This window comes from Deltaproteobacteria bacterium (genome assembly GCA_029210625.1).
Taxonomy (GTDB): Bacteria; Myxococcota; Myxococcia; order SLRQ01; family SLRQ01; genus JARGFU01.
The window spans coordinates 117,282-136,213 of record JARGFU010000015.1 but is presented as its reverse complement, the minus strand read 5'-3'; the positions used below and the strand labels follow the sequence as shown (position 1 = coordinate 136,213).

The 18,932-nt window shown below is 72.5% G+C and carries 17 protein-coding genes; 10 read left to right on the top strand and 7 right to left on the bottom strand.

Translation table 11 applies throughout. The annotated features are described in order from the left end of the window. Positions 1-68: 68 nt before the first annotated feature. Both P1V51_15560 and P1V51_15555 read right to left on the bottom strand, forming a co-directional pair. The gene (locus P1V51_15560; GenBank protein MDF1564461.1) at positions 69-1,610 is read right to left on the bottom strand and encodes a mucoidy inhibitor MuiA family protein; all 1,542 of its coding nucleotides are present in this window, start codon (positions 1,608-1,610) and stop codon (positions 69-71) included. Continuing rightward, positions 1,610-3,844, bottom strand: a complete 2,235-nt coding sequence (locus P1V51_15555; GenBank protein MDF1564460.1) for a DUF4139 domain-containing protein — start codon at positions 3,842-3,844, stop codon at positions 1,610-1,612. The genes P1V51_15560 and P1V51_15555 overlap by 1 nt, the downstream gene beginning before the upstream one ends. A 98-nt stretch (positions 3,845-3,942) precedes the next feature. On the opposite strand from P1V51_15555, the gene P1V51_15550 reads away from it, so the two are divergent. After that, complete coding sequence (locus tag P1V51_15550) at positions 3,943-5,661, top strand: hypothetical protein (protein ID MDF1564459.1); 1,719 nt, start codon at positions 3,943-3,945, stop codon at positions 5,659-5,661. Between the two features lie 107 nt (positions 5,662-5,768). Then, on the top strand, positions 5,769-6,179 hold the full coding sequence (locus P1V51_15545) for an MAPEG family protein (protein MDF1564458.1): 411 nt from the start codon (positions 5,769-5,771) through the stop codon (positions 6,177-6,179). Positions 6,180-6,278: 99 nt separating this feature from the next. Here P1V51_15545 and P1V51_15540 read toward each other — a convergent pair whose 3' ends face one another. The 3 genes from P1V51_15540 to P1V51_15530 form a co-directional block, all read right to left on the bottom strand. Further along, positions 6,279-7,463 carry a hypothetical protein gene (locus P1V51_15540; GenBank protein ID MDF1564457.1) on the bottom strand — a complete coding sequence of 395 codons (1,185 nt, stop codon included), beginning with the start codon at positions 7,461-7,463 and terminating at the stop codon, positions 6,279-6,281. Between the two features lie 182 nt (positions 7,464-7,645). Further along, positions 7,646-8,137, bottom strand: a complete 492-nt coding sequence (locus tag P1V51_15535; GenBank protein ID MDF1564456.1) for a hypothetical protein — start codon at positions 8,135-8,137, stop codon at positions 7,646-7,648. After that, positions 8,121-8,330: a hypothetical protein gene (locus P1V51_15530; protein MDF1564455.1), complete on the bottom strand. Its 210-nt coding sequence runs from the start codon at positions 8,328-8,330 to the stop codon at positions 8,121-8,123. Before P1V51_15530 ends, P1V51_15535 begins: the two co-directional genes overlap by 17 nt. 57 nt (positions 8,331-8,387) lie before the next feature. Between P1V51_15530 and P1V51_15525 the strand changes: the two genes are divergently transcribed. The 5 genes from P1V51_15525 to P1V51_15505 are packed head-to-tail and all read left to right on the top strand — an operon-like array spanning position 8,388 to position 12,621. Next, entirely contained in the window at positions 8,388-9,293 is a 906-nt protein-coding gene (locus P1V51_15525) for a hypothetical protein (protein MDF1564454.1), read from the top strand. Next, complete coding sequence (locus P1V51_15520) at positions 9,294-10,241, top strand: zinc ribbon domain-containing protein (GenBank protein ID MDF1564453.1); 948 nt, start codon at positions 9,294-9,296, stop codon at positions 10,239-10,241. 40 nt (positions 10,242-10,281) lie between these two features. Further along, positions 10,282-10,659, top strand: coding sequence for a hypothetical protein (locus P1V51_15515; protein ID MDF1564452.1), 378 nt, complete (start codon positions 10,282-10,284; stop codon positions 10,657-10,659). 9 nt (positions 10,660-10,668) lie between these two features. After that, positions 10,669-11,631: an alpha/beta fold hydrolase gene (locus tag P1V51_15510; GenBank protein MDF1564451.1), complete on the top strand. Its 963-nt coding sequence runs from the start codon at positions 10,669-10,671 to the stop codon at positions 11,629-11,631. Positions 11,632-11,661: 30 nt separating this feature from the next. Continuing rightward, a complete protein-coding gene (locus P1V51_15505) occupies positions 11,662-12,621 on the top strand; it encodes an ADP-ribosylglycohydrolase family protein (protein ID MDF1564450.1) in 960 nt (319 codons plus the stop codon). On the opposite strand, the gene P1V51_15500 is transcribed toward P1V51_15505, so the two are convergent. Both P1V51_15500 and P1V51_15495 read right to left on the bottom strand, forming a co-directional pair. Next, positions 12,618-14,036 (bottom strand): sigma-54 dependent transcriptional regulator, encoded by a 1,419-nt coding sequence (locus P1V51_15500; protein MDF1564449.1) that lies wholly within the window; start codon positions 14,034-14,036, stop codon positions 12,618-12,620. The two genes, P1V51_15505 and P1V51_15500, sit on opposite strands and share 4 nt — an antisense overlap. A 14-nt stretch (positions 14,037-14,050) precedes the next feature. Next, positions 14,051-14,797, bottom strand: coding sequence for a hypothetical protein (locus P1V51_15495; GenBank protein ID MDF1564448.1), 747 nt, complete (start codon positions 14,795-14,797; stop codon positions 14,051-14,053). A gap of 194 nt (positions 14,798-14,991) precedes the next feature. Here P1V51_15495 and P1V51_15490 point away from each other — a divergent pair, with 194 nt between their 5' ends. From P1V51_15490 to P1V51_15480, 3 genes are read left to right on the top strand one after another with little or no spacing between them, the layout of a single operon-like run. Further along, a complete protein-coding gene (locus P1V51_15490; protein MDF1564447.1) occupies positions 14,992-15,831 on the top strand; it encodes an SRPBCC domain-containing protein in 840 nt (279 codons plus the stop codon). A gap of 30 nt (positions 15,832-15,861) precedes the next feature. Continuing rightward, positions 15,862-16,194, top strand: coding sequence for a hypothetical protein (locus P1V51_15485; GenBank protein ID MDF1564446.1), 333 nt, complete (start codon positions 15,862-15,864; stop codon positions 16,192-16,194). 35 nt (positions 16,195-16,229) lie between these two features. Beyond that, positions 16,230-18,872 carry a DUF3516 domain-containing protein gene (locus P1V51_15480; protein MDF1564445.1) on the top strand — a complete coding sequence of 881 codons (2,643 nt, stop codon included), beginning with the start codon at positions 16,230-16,232 and terminating at the stop codon, positions 18,870-18,872. The last annotated feature ends 60 nt before the right edge of the window (positions 18,873-18,932 follow it).

Genomic DNA, 18,932 nt, shown 5'->3' with positions numbered 1-18,932 from the left:
GGCCATCTCGAAGAGGCCTCGGCCTCCCGGCGGCGCCCACCAGGAGGCCCTGCTCTCCGCCCGACCCCTCAGAGCCCGACCACGTCCGAGTGGCGGGCGACCTCGTAGCCCAGCTCGATCTTCTCCCGGCCGTAGGGCTTCAGCTCGACCGTCCACTCGAGGAGGCCGTCGGCGTCCGGCCTCACCTCGCCGGTGGTCTCCTTCCTCTCGAGCTCGATCTTCACCTTCTCGACCTCGGAGACGGGGATGCGCTCGCGCACCGAGACCGTGCGGGCCTGCGGGCCGATGTTCGAGAGGCGCACCGTGACCCGGTGGCGGGCCTTGGTCCAGGAGGAGAGGAGCCTCGACTCCTCGTCCAGCTCGCGCTGCTCCCGGTGCACCCGCAGGGAGGCCTCCGGTCCCCAGCCGAGCTCGAAGGTCTCGCCGGGGGCGACGTAGAGGATGCTGGTGCGGCCGACGGGGCCGCTCTCGCGGACGAGGTCCACGGGGCCGGCGAGCAGGGGCAGGGAGGCCTCGCTCTTCTGCTCGCTGCGGAGGATCACCGCCGGGGTGAGCTCGGCCGCGAGGCGAAGCTCGACCTTCGCCGGGCTCTCGAAGGCGAGGACCGGCACCCGGTAGGGGCGGCCGTCGGAGGGGACGGAGGCCAGGGCCTTCGCCTTCAGCTTGCGCACCTCGCCGCCGTCGTCGATGCCCGGCACCTCCGGGGAGACCTTGCCACCGCCGCCCAGGCCGGAGGTGTGGATCTTCTCCTCGCGCGCCTCGACCGCGACGGTCGAGCCCACCTTCCGGGCGTGGAGGGTGTCGGTGGAGAGCCTCGGCACCTCGACGCCGAGGGAGGGCCGCTCGGTGGAGAAGTAGAGCTGCACGTCGCTCCAGTCCTCACCGGTGTTCTGCCAGACGCAGCCGTCCGACTCGAAGTGCAGCCTCGCGCCCACCGCGGACTCGACGAGCTGGGCCCGGTGGTAGGGCCGCCAGCAGGCGCCGGGCACCAGGTAGGTGAGGCGCAGCTTCAGCTCGCCGGCGCTCTCGGCGTGGAGCTCGAGCTCGATCGAGCTGCGGTGGAAGAGGGTGGGGGAGGCCAGCGCCGCGCGCTGCCGCCGCAGATCGGCGGCTCGCTCGTCGAGCTTCTCCAGCTTCTGCTCGGCGACGAGGATCGCCTGCTGGCAGCCCCGGCTCTCCTCGTGGAGGCGCTTGCCCTGCTCGGTCCAGCGATCGATCTCGATGCGCTCCCAGCCGGCGTCCTCGGCGATCTCGCCGAGCCGGTGCTCGGAGAGCTCACCGAGGAGGGCGAGCTGGCCCTGCAGCAGGTCGCGCCGGGCCTCCTCGAGGTCGTGCTCGGCCTGCAGCGCGCGCAGCCTCTCGTCGAGGGCCGCGAGCTCCTCGGGCTTGTCGGCGGCGAGCACCACCCGGCGGCGCAGGACGCGGGCCTTGCCGCAGCTGGCCGCGCCCTCCTCGATCTTCACCGCGAGGGTCTTGTCCACGATCACCGGCGCGACGTCCTCGATCACGAGGGTGGTCTTCCCGGCCTCGACCTCGACGCGTCCTGTCCGCACCACGTGGGCGCGGTCCTCGAGGAGGGTGACCTCCTGGATCGGCAGCTCGATCTTCATCACGACACCTCCCGGCGGTTGCCGCCGACCAGCTCGTGGCTCTTGGGGATGTTGATCCGGTAGCTGGCGCGCAGCACCGTCTTCTCGGCGGGAGGCAGGGTGAGGCGCCAGCGCTTGCCGCCCTTCACCGGGGGCTCCTGCTCGAAGTCCTCCCAGGCCGGCGTCACCGAGAGCTCCTCGACCTCGACGTCGTCGTCGTTCTCGACCGCGACCGGCAGGCGCTCGCGGACCTCGACCTCGACCGGGGTGGAGAGGTGGCTGGTGAGCTCGACCTCGATGGCGTGCTCCAGGCCGAGCTTGGTGAGCACCAGGCCCTTGCTCTCCTCCTCGAAGCGCACGTTGCGGGCGACCTTGATCGCCTGCTCGACGCCGAGGCCCAGCTCCAGCTCACCCTTGGCCGGGGTGTTCCGGGCCCGGGTGGTGAGCAGGTAGTCCTCGCCCACCGCCACGTCCACCGGCCCGTCGAGGAGGGGCGCGTCGAGGGGGTTGTGGAAGGACACCTGCCGGAAGACGTCCTGGCTCTCCCGGGGCACGCAGACGTAGCGCGCCTTCGCCTCGCCCTTCGCCTCCATCAGGGCGAGGGTGTGGGCCGCGCCGTCCGAGGGGACGTCCACCGGGTGGGCGGCCTCGTAGGCGTAGTCGTAGCCCGCCTGGCTGTGGGGCCAGACGTGGCCGCCGGGCAGGTCGAGGGAGGCGACGCCGCGAGCCTGGTCGAGGGCGCGCCCGATGATGCCGGCGGCGTCCACCTTCACCGTGAGCTGCAGGGCCTGGACCAGCTGGAGGGTGATCTCGGCGCCGGAGACCGGCACCAGCTTGCCCCGCCCCGGATCGCCCGGCGGGCGCATCCGCAGGGCGCCGTACTCGAGGAGGTCGGCGCGGGCCTCGAGGCCGCCCTCGTCCTCGCCGCCGAAGGCGCCGCCGCCGCGGTCGCTCTTGTGCGGCGCCCGGGCCTTCTTCTTCGCCTCGGGGGCGCCGCGGCCGAAGGCCATGGTCTTGCGGGCCCGGACGGGAGGAGGCGGCGCGCCGGCCGGGGAGGGGGCCATCGGGGCCGGGGGAGGGAGGGCCATCTCCAGGTCGGGCGCGGCCCCCGCGGCGAGCTCCTCCTCCCAGAGCTCCTCGGGGGGCTCGGCGGCGGGGAGCGCGTCGTCCATCGCGTAGTCGACGTCGTCGTCGTAGTCGTCCGCCACCATCGAGCGGGTCGCGGCCTGCTCGAGCATCCCGCCGACGGCGCCCTGATTGCCGTAGCCGGCGCCCGAGACCGGAGCGGGCTGCACCGGCGGCGGCGGAGGGGGCGCATGGCGGAAGACCGCGTCGTGATCCGCGTAGAGGGCCTCCGCCCCCGAGGGAGGCGGCCGCCAGCCCACCCGGGGCGGCGCGGCCTGGCGGCGGCCGATGCGGATGGCCTTGAGCTCGGGCAGCTCGGTCCAGGCCTGCGCCTCGGCGGTGGAGAGGGTGAGGTGCACGCCCCGCCAGTCCTCGCCGCTGCGCTGCCGCACCGCCGCCCGCACCGCGAGGCGCCCGCCCCCGAGGTCGGGATCGAGCACGAGGTCGTAGGAGGGCGACCAGTGGGCGCCCGGGATCAGGTACTCCACGGTGAGGTGCACCGCGCCGCTGCCGCTGCCCTCGACCGGCCGCAGGCCGACCTCCACGGTCTTGCGCAGCTCCTCGGCCCGGTTCTGGCGGGCGTTGCTGGCCGCGGCGCGCTGGCTCTCGAGCTCCTGGCGCTGCTCCCGCTTCACCCGCAGGGCCTCGGCGGCCGCCGCGAGCTCCTGGTGCAGGCGCAGGGCCTCCCGCTCGCGGAAGGCGAGGAGGGAGAGCCTCCCCTCCACCGGCGAGGGGAGCGGCGCCTTGCCCTCCTCGGGCTCGGGCCGCCCCTCGACCTCCAGGTCCAGGACGCGCTGCAGCTCGTCCCGCAGCAGGGTGAGCAGGTCGAGGGCCTTGCGCTCCTCGACCCGCGCCGCGCGCAGCGCCGTGTCGTCGGCCGGGGGCAGCTCGGGGTCGGGCTCGTGGAGCGCGAGGCCGACCTTCAGATCCGTCGCCACCGGCGCCGGCCCCTGCTCGCGCTCGAGGCGCACCCGCAGGCTGCGCTCGTCGAGGCAGAGGGGCAGGCCGCCGAGCACCACCTTGCCGGGCAGCTCGCCCTGCTCCGGGATGAGCTCGGCACGGCGGCGCACCAGCGCGCCCATGCGGTAGACGGTGACGGCTTCGATGCGGGACGAGAGCGTGGTCGTCATCGGATCCCCCTTTGGAGGGCCGAGAGTAGTCCGTTACCGGCGCTTTACCCAAGCCGGAAGGACGAGGGCCTAGGGTCGAGCGCGAAAGGAGGTTCGTCATGAACCATCGCGCTCGCCTCGCCGTCCTCGCCGCCCTGCTCCTCCCCTTCTGCCTGCCCGGGCTCTCCTGCCTCGCCCCGGCCGAGGCCGCTGCCAGCGCGGCCGGCGCCCGGCCCCGACCGGCGCCCGCGCCGCGCCGCGACGGCCGCCTCGAGGAGCGGGTCGAGCGCGTCGCCATCTTCAAGGACGGCTACGGCCTCTTCACCCGCCGCGCGAAGGCCACCGTCGCCGCCGACGGCACCGTCTACACCACCGCCATCCCCGAGGGCGCGGTGCTCGGCTCCTTCTGGGCCACGGCGAAGAAGGCCGAGCTCAAGGCCATGCGGGCCGAGCAGTTCGAGGCCGAGACCCGGGAGCGGGAGGACGCGCCCTGCGTGGACACCGCCGAGCTGGTGCGGCGCAACCCGGGCCGGGAGGTCGTCCTCCAGCTCGCCGACGAGGAGCTGCGGGGCAAGCTCGCCGGGCTCCTCGAGCGGCCCGCCGCGCCGGGCGGGGAGGGCGAGCTCGCCGGCGTGCACGTCCCCGGCGAGCCGATGCGCGGCGGAGGCCTCCTCCTCCTGGAGCAGGACGGCGGGGAGCAGCTCGTGCTGCCCCTCTCCGAGGTGCGGAGGATCCGCGGCAAGGGCCTCTCGACCCGCTGCACCCTCGAGCGCCGGGAGCGGGTGGCGGAGAAGCGGCTGGTCTTCGACTTCGGCGAGCAGGCCGCGGGCAAGGAGATCGAGCTCTCGATCATGTACTTCGCCCCGGGCATCCGCTGGATCCCCACCTACCGGCTCGAGCTCGAGGGCGAGGAGCGTGGTGATCTGGCCCTGCAGGCCGAGCTCCTCAACGAGGTCGAGAGCCTCGCGGGCACCCGGATCGATCTGGTGGTGGGCGTGCCCAACTTCCGCTTCAAGAGCGTGGCCTCACCGCTGACCCTCGAGCGCGCCCTGCGCGACGTCCTCGGCCGCACCGCCCCGGGGCTGATGGGGATGGGCAACGATCTCTCGAACGCCCTCTTCTCCCAGCGGGCGAGCGAGCACCGGGTGGCCGACGCGAGCGGCGGCGGCGACTACGCGGGCCCCGACCTGCCCCCCGACGCCCCCCAGGACCTCGAGGTCTACCACCTCGCGCCGCTCTCCCTGCCGAAGGGGGCCCGGATGAGCGTGCCCCTCTGGGAGCGCTCCCTCTCCCTGACCCACCTCCACACCCTCGACCTCTCCCTCGACGCGGCGCGCGGCGCGCGCAGCCGCGGCCCCCTGCAGCTCTCGCGGAACGAGATCTGGCACCAACTCGAGCTGACGAACCCCGGCGGCCAGGCCTGGACCACCGGCCCGGTGCTGGTGATGCGCGACGGCATCCCCGTGGCCCAGGAGCTGCTGACCTATACCCCGAAGGGCGGGCGGACCCTGCTGCCGCTGACCGTCGCGGTGAACCTGCGGGCGAGCCTGGAGGAGGAGGAGACCTACCGGGCCTCCAAGGCGGAGGCTCACCTCGGCCGCAGCTGGTACCGGGTGAAGCGCAAGGGCGAGCTGAAGCTCGACTCCCTCCTGGGCCGCAACGCCACCCTGCGGGTGCGCCTCGAGACCGAGGGGAAGGTCACCGGCGCGGAAGGCGCGAGGGTGAAGCTCTCCGACGGCAGCGGGCCGAACAACCGCTCGGAGGTGATCTGGGAGGTGAAGCTGGGGAAGGGGAAGAGCAGGGTGCTGGAGTTCTCATCGGAGGCGTTCGTCGGCTGAGGGATCGCGCCGGGGGAGAGGCCGTGCACGTGCACGTGCACGTGAACGTACACGGCTTCTCCCGGGAGGGATCGGTCGCTCGCGGTCTCCCCGGCTAATGTGGGGACATGAGTGATGCTCTCCTCTATCTCCTCCTCTTCGTCGCCTGGACCGCTCTCCTGGTCGTCGCCATCGCCGCCATGCGGGTGGCGGCGGTCCTCAAGGGAGAGAAGCGCTCGAACGAGTTCCCGGCCGACGAGCCCCACGGGGGACCCTTCTACCGGCGGCTCTGGCGGGCTCACCTCAACTGCGTGGAGAACCTCCCCCTCTTCGCGACGGTGGTGCTGGTCGCCGAGGTCAGCGGTCAGCACACCTCGGGGCTGGACGCCTTCGCCGGGATCTACCTGGCGGCGAGGGTGCTGCAGACCAGCTTCCACCTGATCTCGCTCGCGCCCGTGATCGTCAACGCACGCTTCACGATGTTCATGGTGCAGGTCGTGGCGCTGGTGCTGATGATCGCGGACGTGCTGATGGCGTGAGGGCTGCGAGCTATGAGCTACGAGCTATGAGCTTCGAGCCCAAGGCTCCACGCTGAAAGCCCGGGCCATCAGAGCTCGCAGCTCGTAGCTCGCAGCCCGCTAGCGCTCGAGCCCGCTCGCCTCGGCGTCGAGCTTCTTCGCCCGCGCCTCGAGGCGCTCGGCCAGGCGCTTCATCTCGGCCTGCCGGCTCTCGAGGGTCTCGCTCGAGCCCTCACCCTCGTCGAGGAGGAGGGCGCCGGCGGCCTCGAGGTTCTCGGCGCGGCCGGCCTGGCGGCCGAGCTGGAAGTAGGCCTCGGTGTCGTCGTAGCCCGCGACCGCGGCGGTGGTGGCCTCGCCGCTGCTGCGGGAGGTGTCGCCGTCGAGGCTGAAGGCGCCGGCGGTGGGGTCGCCGTTCTCGGCGGTGCCGTCGTTCGGCGCCGGGGCGCCGCCGCCGGCCGCGTAGTCGCCCGGGCCGCCGGTGTCGGCCGAGGTCGCCTCGAGGGCGCCGCCCTTGGCCCGCGAGACCGTGGAGGTCATGCGGACCACCGAGAAGTCGGTCTCGTCGAAGAGGCTGGTCTCGGCCTGGAAGCTGCGCATCTCGACCTCGAGCTCGGCCTGGGCCCGCAGCTCGTCGGAGCGGCGCTGCAGCTGCTTGATGCGGCGCAGGAGGCGATCCCGGGTGTCCCGCAGGCGATCGGCCTCGGCGCGCAGGGAGTCGGGATCCTCCTTCTCGAGCTTGTGAGAGAGGGTGCCCTCGCGCTCGAGCTTGTGACCGAGGGCGCCGGTCCGCTCCAGCTTGTGGTCGGAATAGCCGCGGGCGTCGGGGGAGAGGCGGTCGAGGCCGGCGCGCACCTGGCTACGCTCCTGCTCGAGGCGGGCGAGCTCGGTGAGGGCGGCCTGGCGCTCCTGGCCCTTGGCACCCTCGAGGGTGGCGCGGACCTCGGCGACCTGAGCGTCGTAGGCGCCGAGGAGGGCCTCGGCCTTGCGCTCGAGCTTGTGGAGGACCTGGCCCTCCTGCTCGCGCAGCGCGTCGATCTGGGCGGAGAGCTCGCGGGAGCGGACCAGCTTCGCGTCGAGGGCGCCGCCGCCGAGGAGCGAGCCGGACTTCGACTTGAGGGCGGCGATCTCGGTGGAGAGCCCGTCGAGCTCGGTCTCGAGGCGCACCCGCTGGCCGGCGAAGGTCATGCGCCGGGAATCGAGCGCGACGACCTCCTGACGCTGCACCGCCAGCCCGCTCGTCTGCGGTGCGGCTTGGGCCGCGCCGGCGAGGGTGAGGGCGATGGTCAGGGTCAGGAGGCGTCGCATTTCGTCGACCGGAAAGTGCAACGGGGGTGCCAGGGGAGGGCGCCCCCTAAGTGTTCGAAATCATTACCCCGCGAGGCGGCCGCCGTCCAATCCGCCCCTCAGAATCCTGACGATCGGCTCCCCCAACCACGGATCCTGCGGATCTCGTGGAAGGGGAGGTAGGCCCGGGTAGGACACCGGATTCAGGTCTCCCGCTCCTCCAGGAGGGCCAGGAGCAGGGGTACGACCAGCCGGTCCTTGGTCCGCCCGGTGGAGGACTTGATTTCGAGGAGGGTCGGGAGGTCGATCACGCGGATCCTTCGCTCCCCGTCCTCCAGGACGACCGTCGCCTCCATCACCTCGCTCAAGCCCCGACCGTCGTGAAGCTCACCCAGCACGTCGAGGGGGCCGAGCCGGGTGGAGAGGAGCAGCTGACGCACGGTCTCGAAGAGGGCGCGGGTCGGGCGAAGCCGGCGCTCGGTGGCGTCGCGGATGGTCGCCTCGAGCTCCTCCGCGACCCTCGCCAGGCGCTCGGCGTTCTCCTTCGATCGCTCGACCAGGATGTCGAGATCCAGGGTGGAGGTCGGGGCGCCGTGGAGGATGGCCGCGGCTCCGCCGACCACCGCGAAGCGCACCTCGGCGTCGAGGAGAGCCTCGATCAGGGCGCCGAGGTCTGCCTCAGTCGGGTCGGACACGGCGGAACCTCGCGAGCGCCCGGCGGTATCTCGTGGCCGCGCGCAACCGCTCCAGGGGGGAGCGCGCGAGGGAGTCGCGCAGGAGCGTGCGATCGACCTCCGACGCTGCCTCCAGCAGCTCGGGATCCTCCCGGGCGAGCCGGGCGAGGAGCTGCTCGCGCAGATCGTGGGTGGTCTGGGTGCTCCGGGCCATCGCTTCCATGATCGTACCGTGGTCTCGTCAGCACAAGGCTGCTATCGGAGGCCTACGATGGAAGGCCTGGAGTGCCAGAGCTGCGGGGCTCGCCTGGAGCTGGAGGCCGATCAGCGCACCGGCCGGTGCCTCTACTGCGGCTCCCCGCAGGTGATCGAGCGGCCCCCCCAGGAGGGGAGGCCCAACCCCACCTTCGTGCTGCCCTTCGAGGTGCTGCCGGCGAAGGCGCTGGAGGAGGCGCGGGCCTTCGTGAAGGGATCCTTCTGGTCGCCCGGCGCCTTCCGGCGCGCGCCGGTGGAGGACGTGCGCGGGGTCTACCTGCCCGCCTACCTCTACACGGCCGCCTTCGACGCCGAGTACCGCGTCGACATCGGGGAGCGCTACACGGTGCAGACCCGCGGCCGCGACGGGAAGACGAAGACCGAGGTGAAGACCGAGTGGTGCTCCCTGCGAGGCCGCTACACCGCCTGGTCCACCGACGAGGTGGTGACCGCCTCCCGGGGCGTGCCCAACGAGCTGCTCGAGAGCGTCGAGCCCTTCCTCCTGGGCAAGCTCCAGCGCTACCGCCCCGACCTGGTCTCGGGCTGGGCCAGCGAGGAGCCCTCCCTGACGCCGGAGGCCTGCCGGGAGCTGGCGCGGCAGGAGGTGAGCGACCAGGCCGAGCGGCGCATCGCCGCCTTCCTCCCCGGCGACGAGCAGCGGGGCCTCGAGGCCTGCACCTCGGTGAGCGACGAGCACCTCGAGCCGCTGCTGGTGCCGGTCTGGACCCTGCCGGTGCGCTACCCCCGGGAGGCGCCGGAGGCGCAGCAGAAGCTGGTGCGCCTCCTGGTCAACGGGCAGACCGGCAAGGTGAGCGCGAAGCGGCCGATCTCCTGGCTGAAGGTGAGCCTCGCGGTGCTGCTGGGCCTGGCCGTCGTGGGCGGGATCGTGGCCGCGGTCGTGATCGGCTCGGGGGGGATGTAGATGGACACCCACCCCTGCCCCCGCTGCGAGAGCCCGCTCTACGACTCGGACCTGCGCTGCCCGGTCTGCGCGCTGCCCTGCCCGCCGCCCGCCGAGGCCCGGGAGGGCGTGAAGGCGACCATCGTGCGCTGCGGCAGCTGCCACGCGGCGGTGGCCTACGACGTCGAGGTGCAGGCCCCGCGCTGCGCCTTCTGCGGCTCGGTGACGGCCCTCGAGGAGCGCGAGGATCCCCCCGAGCAGCCCGACGGCTGGCTCCCCTTCCGGGTGGACGACGTGCGCGCACGGGCGGCGCTCACCCGCTGGCTCTCGAAGAACGGCTTCTTCCGTCCGAACGATCTCTCCCGCGTCGCCACCTTCGACTCCCTCAAGCCCCTGTGGTGGGTGGGCTGGGCCTTCGACGCCGAGGCCCTGGTGAGCTGGTCCGCCGACTCCGACGCCGGCCACGGCAGGGCCGACTGGGCCCCCCACGCCGGGCAGCGGTCCCTGCAGCTCGACGACATCGTCGTCAGCGCCTCGCGCGGCCTCGACGAGCGCGAGGTCGCCGCCCTGGCGCGGGCCTACGACCTCTCGAGCGCCGAGGCCGAGGCCCACCCGATGCCGGGGGTGGTGAAGGAGACCTTCGACCTCTCGCGCTCGGGCGCGCGGGCCGTCGTCGCCCGGGCCATCGACTCGGTGGCGGCCGATCACGCCTCCTCCTGGGTGCCGGGCAGCCGGCAGCGCAACCTGCACGTCGTCGCCAAGATCAGCCGACTGCTCACCCGCCGCTTCGCCTTCCCGGCCCACGTGCTGGCCTACCGCTACAAGGACGAGCTCTACCGGGTGATCGTCCACGGGCAGGACGACGCGGTGGTCATCGGCAAGAAGCCCGTCTCCTGGGTGAAGATCGTCCTGGTCGGCCTGGCCGTCCTCGGCGCCGCCTTCCTCGCCTTCCACCTGCTCTCCGGCTAGCCTGCCCGGGCCCGAACAACCCCCAGCGAAGGGACCCCCCATGCACCTCGCCTCCCGCCTCGCCGCCCTCGGCCTCGCCTCTGCGCTCCTCCTCGCCACCGGCTGTCCGAACAAGGACCAGGAGCGCTGCGAGAAGATGACCGACAAGGCCTTCGAGATCGCCCAGGAGATGACCAAGGCGCTCTCGAAGATGATGCCGGCCGAGAAGGTCGCCGAGATGAACGCGACGATGGAGGCGGAGATGAAGAAGAACCGCCCCCAGATGGTGCAGAACTGCCTGGAGACGGTGAAGGAGAACCCCGAGATCGTCGAGGTGATGGACTGCGCCATCGCGGCCCCCGACCTCCAGGCGGCCTCCAAGTGCGATCCCGAGGGCAAGCTGCGCAAGCTCGCCGCGCCGCCGCCGCCGGCCAAGTAGCCCCCGACGATGCGCTGGCGCCTCCTCCTCCTGCCGCTGCTGCTGGCGGCCGCCTGTGGCCCCTCGGAGCCCTCGGCGACCGACGGCGGGACCACCGACGCCGGGACCGACGGCGGGGCCGACGCGGGCAGCGAGGACGGTGGGAGTGACGGAGGCCTCGATGGGGGCGGCACCGACGGCGGCAGCCTGGTCGAGGACCGGCCCTACGGCCTGACCGTGCCGGACGCCTACGACGGCAGCGCGGCCCTGCCCCTGGTCTTCCTCCTCCACGGCTTCACCGCCGACGCGGTGACCCAGGATCTCTACTTCGGGATGTCGGCGCTGGCCCGCCAGCGGGGCTTCTTCGTGGCCCTGCCGGACGGCACCTTCAACGCGACCCTCCAGCGCTTCTGGAACGCCACCGACGCCTGCTGCGGCTTCGGCTCGGACGTCGACGACGTGGCCTACCTCGAGGCGGTCCTCGACGACATCGAGAGCCAGTACCTCATCGATCCGAAGCGGGTCTTCTTCGTCGGGCACTCCAACGGCGGCTTCATGTCGCACCGGATGGCCTGCGAGCGCCCGGGGCGCGTCGCAGCCATCGCCTCCCTGGCCGGCGCGGTCTGGAAGGACGAGAGCCTCTGCGATCCCGCCGAGCCGGTCTCGGTGCTGCAGATCCACGGCACCCTCGACGCGGTGATCCTCTACGGCGGCGGCTGGAACATGGGCTTCGAGTACCCGGGCGCGGTGGAGACCGTCGATACCTGGGCCACCCTCAACGGCTGCGACGCCACCACGACGGCGCTGACCCCCGACCTCGACCTCGTCAACGACCTGCTGGGCGCCGAGACCACCCGGATCGTCCACGAGGGCTGCCCGGCCACCGGCGCCGCCGAGCTCTGGCGGATCGAGGCGGGCAGCCACCTGCCCACCTTCCGCAGCGACTGGGCCGGCGTGATCTACGACTGGCTGATGGCGCACCCCAGGCCCTGATCCGTCACAGGTCCGGCGTAGGCTCGTCCCATGCTTCCTCTCGGGTCCCGGCTTCGTGGTGGTGTCCTGGGCCTGCTCCTCGCCGACGCGGTGGGCGTGCCCTACGAGTTCAACGCGCCGGAGCGGCTGCCGCCCCGCGACCGGATCGAGCTCGTCCCACCCGAGGGCTTCTCCTTCCGGCGGGCTCACGCCAGGGTGCCGCCGGGCACCTGGAGCGACGACGGCGCCCAGGCCCTCTGCCTCCTCGACTCGCTGCTCGCCTGCGGGCGCCTCGACCTCCCGGACCTCGGCGGCCGCATCGTCCGCTGGCTGGACGAGGGCTACCTGGCGGTCGACGCCGACATCTTCGACGTGGGGATCCAGACCCGGGAGGCCATCGACGCCCTGCGCGCCGGCCGGCCGGCCCACACCACCGGCCCCGCCGGTGAGCGCAAGAACGGCAACGGCAGCCTGATGCGGGCGCTGCCCCTGGCGCTCTGGCACCGGGGCTCCGACGCCGAGCTGGTGCACGACGCGATGGCCCAGGGCCTGCCCACCCACGGCCACCTGCGCTCGCAGCTCTGCTGCGCCCTCTACTGCGTGTGGGCCCGTCTCCTGCTCCTAACCGAGGAGCCCGACCTCGAGGACGCGTGGTCCCGGGCCGTCGCGATCGTCCGGGCCGAGACGCTGGAGGTGGAGGGCGCGCCCGCCGAGCTGATGGGGCCCCTCGGGGCCGACCGGCCGCCGGGCGGGCAGGGCAGCGGCTACGTCGTCGACGCCCTCCACTCCGCGCGCCTCGCCCTCGAGGAGGGCGGCGGCTACCGCGGCGTCGTGCAGGCGGCGATCGCCCTGGGGAACGACACCGACACCACCGCCTGCATCGCCGGCGGGATCGCCGGGATCGTCCACGGCTTCGAGGCCCTCCCCGGGGACTGGCTCGCGCAGCTGCGGGGCCGCGAGTTCTGCGATCCCCTGATCGAGAAGCTCGTGGCGGTGAGGGGCCGGGCCTAGGCCTCGGCGTCGGGGGGCTCGGAGTCGTCGGGGTCTCGCAACCCGTACTTGTCGAGCTTGTAGTAGAGGGCGCTGGTCTTCACGCCGAGGAGGCGGGCGGTCTCGGTCTTCACGCCGCCGGCCTTCTCGTAGGCCTGCAGGATCAGCTGCCGTTCCAGATCGTCGAGGATCTGGGGCAGGGGCACGCTCCGGGAGGGCAGGGCGAAGAGCTCGGTGCGGCTCTTCTGGGAGAGGTAGGCCGGGAGGTTGTCGGCCTCGATGGTGTCGCCCTCGGCGAAGACCAGGGCCTGCTCGACGGCGTTCTCGAGCTCGCGGACGTTGCCGGGCCAGGGGTAGCGGCGCAGGAGGCCTTCCGCCTCCGCGGTGAAGCCGCGCGCCTCGCGGCCCATCCGCTTGCCGATGGCCTCGCAGAAGGTGCGGGCCAGCAAGAGCACGTCGTCGCCGCGCTCGCGCAGGGCCGGCAGGGTCATCGGCACCACGTGGAGGCGGTAGAAGAGGTCCTCGCGAAAGGCGCCGCGCTCGACCTCGTCCTGGAGCTTCTTGTTGGTCGCCGAGACGACCCGGACGTCGACCTGGATGGTCTTCTCGCCGCCCACCCGCTCGAACTCGTGCTCCTGCAGCACGCGCAGGAGCTTGAGCTGGAGGGAGGGGGTGATGTCGCCGATCTCGTCGAGGAAAATCGTGCCGCCGTGCGCGAGCTCGAAGCGGCCGAGCTTGCGCTTCACGGCGCCGGTGAAGGAGCCCTTCTCGTGGCCGAAGAGCTCCGACTCGAGGAGGGTCTCGGTCAGCGCACCGCAGTTGACCTTGATGAAGGGTCCGTCGGCGCGGGTGGAGAGGGCGTGGATGGCCTTGGCCACCAGCTCCTTGCCGGTGCCCGACTCGCCGTGCACGTGCACCGAGGCGTCGGTCGGCGCGACCTTGCGGATTGCCTTGAAGACCTCCTCCATCACCGGGGACTCCCCGACGATGGCCTCGATGCTGGAGAGGTCCTCGCCGGCGTGCTGGCGCAGGGCGTGGTTCTCGTCCTGCAGCCGGCCGCACTCCTCGCGCATCGAGGCGACCTCGAGGGCCTTCTTCACCTTCTCGCGCAGCACCTCGGGGGTGAAGGGCTTGGTGAGGAAGTCGAAGGCGCCGAGCTTCATCGCCTCGACGGCGGTCTCGATGGTGCCGAAGGCGGTGACCACCATGACCATGCCGGCCGGATCGAGCTCCTTCACCCGGCGAAGGACCTCGACCCCGTCGACCGGCTCCATCTTCAGGTCGGTGACGACGAAGTCGGCGCGCTTCTTCTCGTAGGCGGCGATCCCCGCCTCCCCCCCGGGGGCGGTGACGATCTCGTGGCCGAGCTTGGCGAGCGTGAGGGCCATGCCCTCCCGCATCGTCTCGTTGTCGTCGATGATCAGGATGCGCGCCATGAGCGGACCGGTACCTACTCGGCGGCCTTCTCGGCCGCGGCCGCGCCGGCCTTCAGGGAGTCGAGGAGGGCCTCGAAGCCCGCGCGGGCGCCCTCGACGGTCTCCTGGGGACCGGTGAACTTGAAGAACCAGGGGGCGTCCGGGCCCATGGCCACGGCGCCCAGCAGCATCTGGTTGGCCTCGGGGGCGCCGCCCATCATGGTGTTGGCGTAGGTGCCGGTGACCTCGACGGTGGTGATCTCGATCTCGCCGGCCTTGCGGGAGCCGGTCTTCATCACCTCGGAGGAGGGCTTGCCGTCGGGCTGCTGGAACTGGTCGGCCCAGCGGCGGGCGTTGGAGAGGGGGTCACCGCCCTGGCCGGGGCCGAAGTAGAAGACCACGCACTCGGCCTTGCCGCCCTTGCCCTCGACCTCGAACTGGGCGCGGCGCATGGCGTTGGCGGGGGGCGTCTCCTTCCAGCCCTCGGGGAGGGTCCAGGTCAGGGCCATCGCGCCCTGCCCGGCGGCGGCGGAGGGGGCGGCGATGCCGCCGACCATCTGCGGGTTGCCGGCGGCCGCGCCGCCCATGGCGCCGCCCATCGGGGGGTGGCCGGCCGGCAGCGCTCCGGGGTCCATGCCGGCGTGGGGGTTGGCCGCGCCGGCCTCACCGGCGGGGGCGGTCGGGGCGGGCTCGAAGACCGACTTGGAGTTGTCGGTGCTGGGCTTGTCCGGGCAACCCGAGACCAGGAGGACGAGGGCGGCGGCGAGGAGGGAGATACGCATGATGTGGCTCCGGTGGCGGTTTGGGCCGGGCGCCTCTTGGCTGCCCTGGCCGGGAGGGGGTGTCCGTTTCGGCCGGGCAGTATGCGTGCGCGGCAGGAGTCGGACAAGGGCCGATGATCCACGTCCGGAAACGGGGCCGTGGCCCCGGGACCGGCCTTGGTGTAGGGATCGATCCCCAAAGGAGGTCCTAGACCATGGCGACCGAATCGATCCGAGTCTCCGCCTTCCTCCCGGCCGACCCCGACCGGGTCTTCGATGCCTTCCTCAACGCGAGGGAGCATCGGGACTTCACCGGTCACGCGGCCACGATCGTCCCCAACGTGGGCACGGCCTTCCAGCTCTGGGACGGCGCGATCTCCGGCCGCGTCGGCACCCTGGAGCCGGCCCGGCGGATCCTCCTCTCCTGGAGGCTCTCGACCTTCCCCCCCAAGACCCTCGAGTCGCGGGTGGAGATCGTCCTCGAGCCGGCCGGCCTGGGCACCCGGGTGGTGGTGCTCCACAGCAGCATCCCCGAGGGCTTCGGCCGCGCCCTGGAGCGCGGCTGGATGCGCAACTACCTCGAGCCCCTCTACCACTACCTGAAGGAGGGCCGGCGGGCCGCGATCGGCCAGGGTGGCTGGGACGTGCCCGATCCCGAGCTCACCCGCCAGTACCCGGTGCTGCGCCCGGACACCCCGCCGCCGCCTCCGCCGCCTCCGGTGGCCGAGACCCCGGCCCCGGCCGCGCCGACCCCGAAGAAGGAGGCGGCCAAGAAGGCGCCGGCGAAGAAGAAGCCGGCGAAGAAGGCGGCCAAGAAGGCGCCGGCGAAGAAGAAGCCGGTGAAGAAGGCGGCCAAGAAGGCGCCGGCGAAGAAGAAGCCGGTGAAGAAGGCGGCCAAGAAGGCGCCGGCGAAGAAGAAGCCGGCGAAGAAGGCGGCCAAGAAGGCGCCGGCGAAGAAGAAGCCGGTGAAGAAGGCGGCCAAGAAGGTCGCAAAGAAGGTCGCGAAGAAGAAGGCGGCCAAGAAGGTCGCGAAGAAGCGTCCCCGGAAGAAGTAGCTCCCACCGGCAAAGCGAAAGGCTCCCACCATGCGACGGCTCCTGCTCCTGGGCCTGGCCCTCCTCACCCTCGGCGGCTGCTTCCACTCCGCCATCGGCATGACCCCCTCGACCAAGCCGCTGGCGCCCGGCGGCTACGAGGAGCTCGGCCCGGCGAAGGGGGTCGACTGCCTCTGGCTGCTCTTCGGAGTGCTTCCGGTCTCCACCGGCAACACCCTCCAGGGGGCCACCAAGCAGGCCATCCGGGACCGCAAGGGCGCCGACGCCCTGATCCAGGTCACCGCCGACAGCTTCTTCCAGCACTACATCCTGGTGGCGCGCTCCTGCACCCAGGTCGAGGGCATCGCCGTCCGCTCGCAGTGAGCGCTCGTCGATAGCGTGCTATGACCGGCGGCCTCATGGCCGCAGGACTCGAAGCCGCGCTCGATCGCATCCTCGCCGCCGAGGCTCCCGCCGACGCCGACACCCTCCTCGAGCTCTTCGTCGAGGACGTCGAGGCGCGAGGCCTCACCCTCTACGAGGCGCAGGAGGAGGCCGTCCTCGAGCTCCTCGCCGGCAACCACGTGGTCCTCTCCACGCCCACCGGCTCGGGGAAGTCGCTGGTCGCCCGGGCGCTGCACCTCGACGCCCTCGCGAAGGGGGAGCGCAGCGTCTACACCTCGCCGATCAAGGCGCTGGTGAACGAGAAGTTCTTCGAGCTCTGCACGGTCTTCGGGCCCGCGCGGGTCGGGCTGATGACCGGCGACGCGAGTGTGAACCCCGGGGCCGAGGTGATCTGCTGCACCCAGGAGGTGCTGGCCCTCCTCGCGGTCCGGGGGGAGGCCCGCTTCGCCCAGGCGGTGATCGACGAGTTCCACTACTACGCCGATCCCGAGCGGGGCATGGCCTGGCACCTGCCCCTGATCACCCTGCCCGAGACGCGCTTCCTGTTGATGAGCGCCACCCTCGGCGACCTCTCGCCCACCCTCGAGGCCCTCGAGGCCTTCTCCGGGCGTCCGGTGGTGCAGGTGCACCGCGACGTGCGGCCGGTGCCCCTCTCCTGGCGCTACGCCGACGCGCCCCTGCACGAGACCATCGAGGGGCTGCTCGGAGCGGGCGAGGCGCCGATCTACCTGGTCAGCTTCACCCAGCGCGCCGCCCTCGACGAGGCCCAGGCCCTCACCAGCCTCAAGCTCATCGACAAGGAGAAGAAGCGCGAGATCGCCGAGGCCCTCGCCGGGGAGAAGTTCGACACCCCCTTCGGCAAGACCTTCGCCCGCCTGCTCAAGGCCGGCGTCGGCCTGCACCACGGCGGCCTCATCCCCCGCTACCGCCGCCTCACCGAGCGCCTGGCGCAAGCCGGGCTGCTGCGGGTCATCAGCGGCACCGACACCCTCGGGGTCGGGGTGAACATCCCGCTGCGCACGGTGCTGCTCACCGGCCTGTGCAAGTACGACGGCACGAAGATGCGCCTGCTCACCAGCCGGGAGCTGCACCAGATCGCCGGCCGGGCCGGACGCAAGGGCTTCGACGACCACGGCAACGTCGTGGTGCAGGCCCCCGCCCACGTGATCGAGAACAAGCGCGTCGACGAGAAGATCGCCCGCCGGCCGGACCTCGCCCGCAAGCTCTCGAAGAGCGCCGCGCCCAAGGGCTTCGTGCCCTGGGACGAGCCGGCGACGGTGAAGATCAAGAACCGCCCGCCCGAGCCCCTGGTCCCGGTCTTCGAGCTCGACTTCGGCCTGCTGCTCTCGGTCCTGCAGGTGGGCAGCGAGGACCGCGACGGCGGCTACCGCCGCCTGCTGGCCATCATCGAGCACGCCCACCTCACCGAGGGCCAGAAGGCCTTCCAGCGCCGCCGCCTGGCCTCCCGCCTGCGGGCCCTGCGCAAGGCCGAGGTGGTCCGGCTCGAGCGCCGGCAGCCGGGCGGTCACGCCCGCCTTCAGCTGGACGACACCCTGGACGAGAGCTTCAGTCTCGACGACGCCCTCGGCCTCTACCTGCTGGCCGCCGTCGAGAGCCTCCTCACGACGGGGGAGGGCGAGCACGACCCCGGCTCGATCGACGCCGCCCTCACCGCCCTCTCGGTCATCGAGGCCATCCTCGAGGATCCGCGGGCGATCCTCGCGCGGCAGCTCTCGACCCTGAAGGGCGAGCTGGTGGCGAAGCTGAAGTCCGAGGGCGTCCCCTACGACGAGCGGATGGAGCTGCTCGACGAGCTCGAGCCGCCCCGCCCCGATCTCGAGTTCCTCGAGGCCACCTTCGAGGCCTTCGCCCGGCACCGCCCCTGGGTGCGGGAGCGGGGGCTGGCGCCCAAGACCATCGCCCGGGAGATGATCGAGCGGGCGCACAGCTTCGAGACCTACGTCACCCACCACGGCCTGGAGCGGATGGAGGGGGTGCTCCTGCGCCACCTGAACGACGTCTACCGGGTGCTGCGTCGGGGCCTGCCCGAGGCGCTGATCACCGAGCCGCTGGCCGACATCAGCGCGACCCTCGAGGGCATCATCCGCGGGGTCGACTCCAGCCTCCTGGACGAGTGGGAGGCCATGCAGGGGGTCCTCGAGGTCGCCCCGGGCGAGCGCCTGGCGCTCATCGAGGCCCTCTCGAGGGAGGGCGCCGCCGCGGTCGTCCACGAGGTGCGCGCCTCCAGCCTCGCCGAGACCCTGGCGGCCGACGAGAAGCAGCTCACCGCGCGGGTGCGCGCCGAGGTCCACCAGCTCCTGGGCCTCCTGGCCCGCGGCCAGCTCGAGGCCGCGGCCGCCCGCCTGCCCGAGGGGGCCGAGCCCTGGACCCCCGAGCGCCTGCAGGCCGAGCTCGACGCCTTCGCCGAGGTCAACGGCGAGCTCGACGTCTCACCCCGGGGCCGGGCGCCCTGGTTCACCCACCTGAACCCCGACGGGGATCGGCAGTGGAAGGTGCAGCAGATCCTCTGCGGCCTGGCGGTGCAGGACGACGCGGCCGAGACCAGCGAGACCGACTGGGCCCTGCTCGGCCGGGTCGATCTGCGAACGCCCGCCGAGGGCCGCCCCCTCCTCGAGCTGCTCGCTTTCGAGCGCTGATCAGCGACCGAGGACCGTCACCCGCTCGCGGTGGGGGGCGCTCACCGGCCCAATCTACTG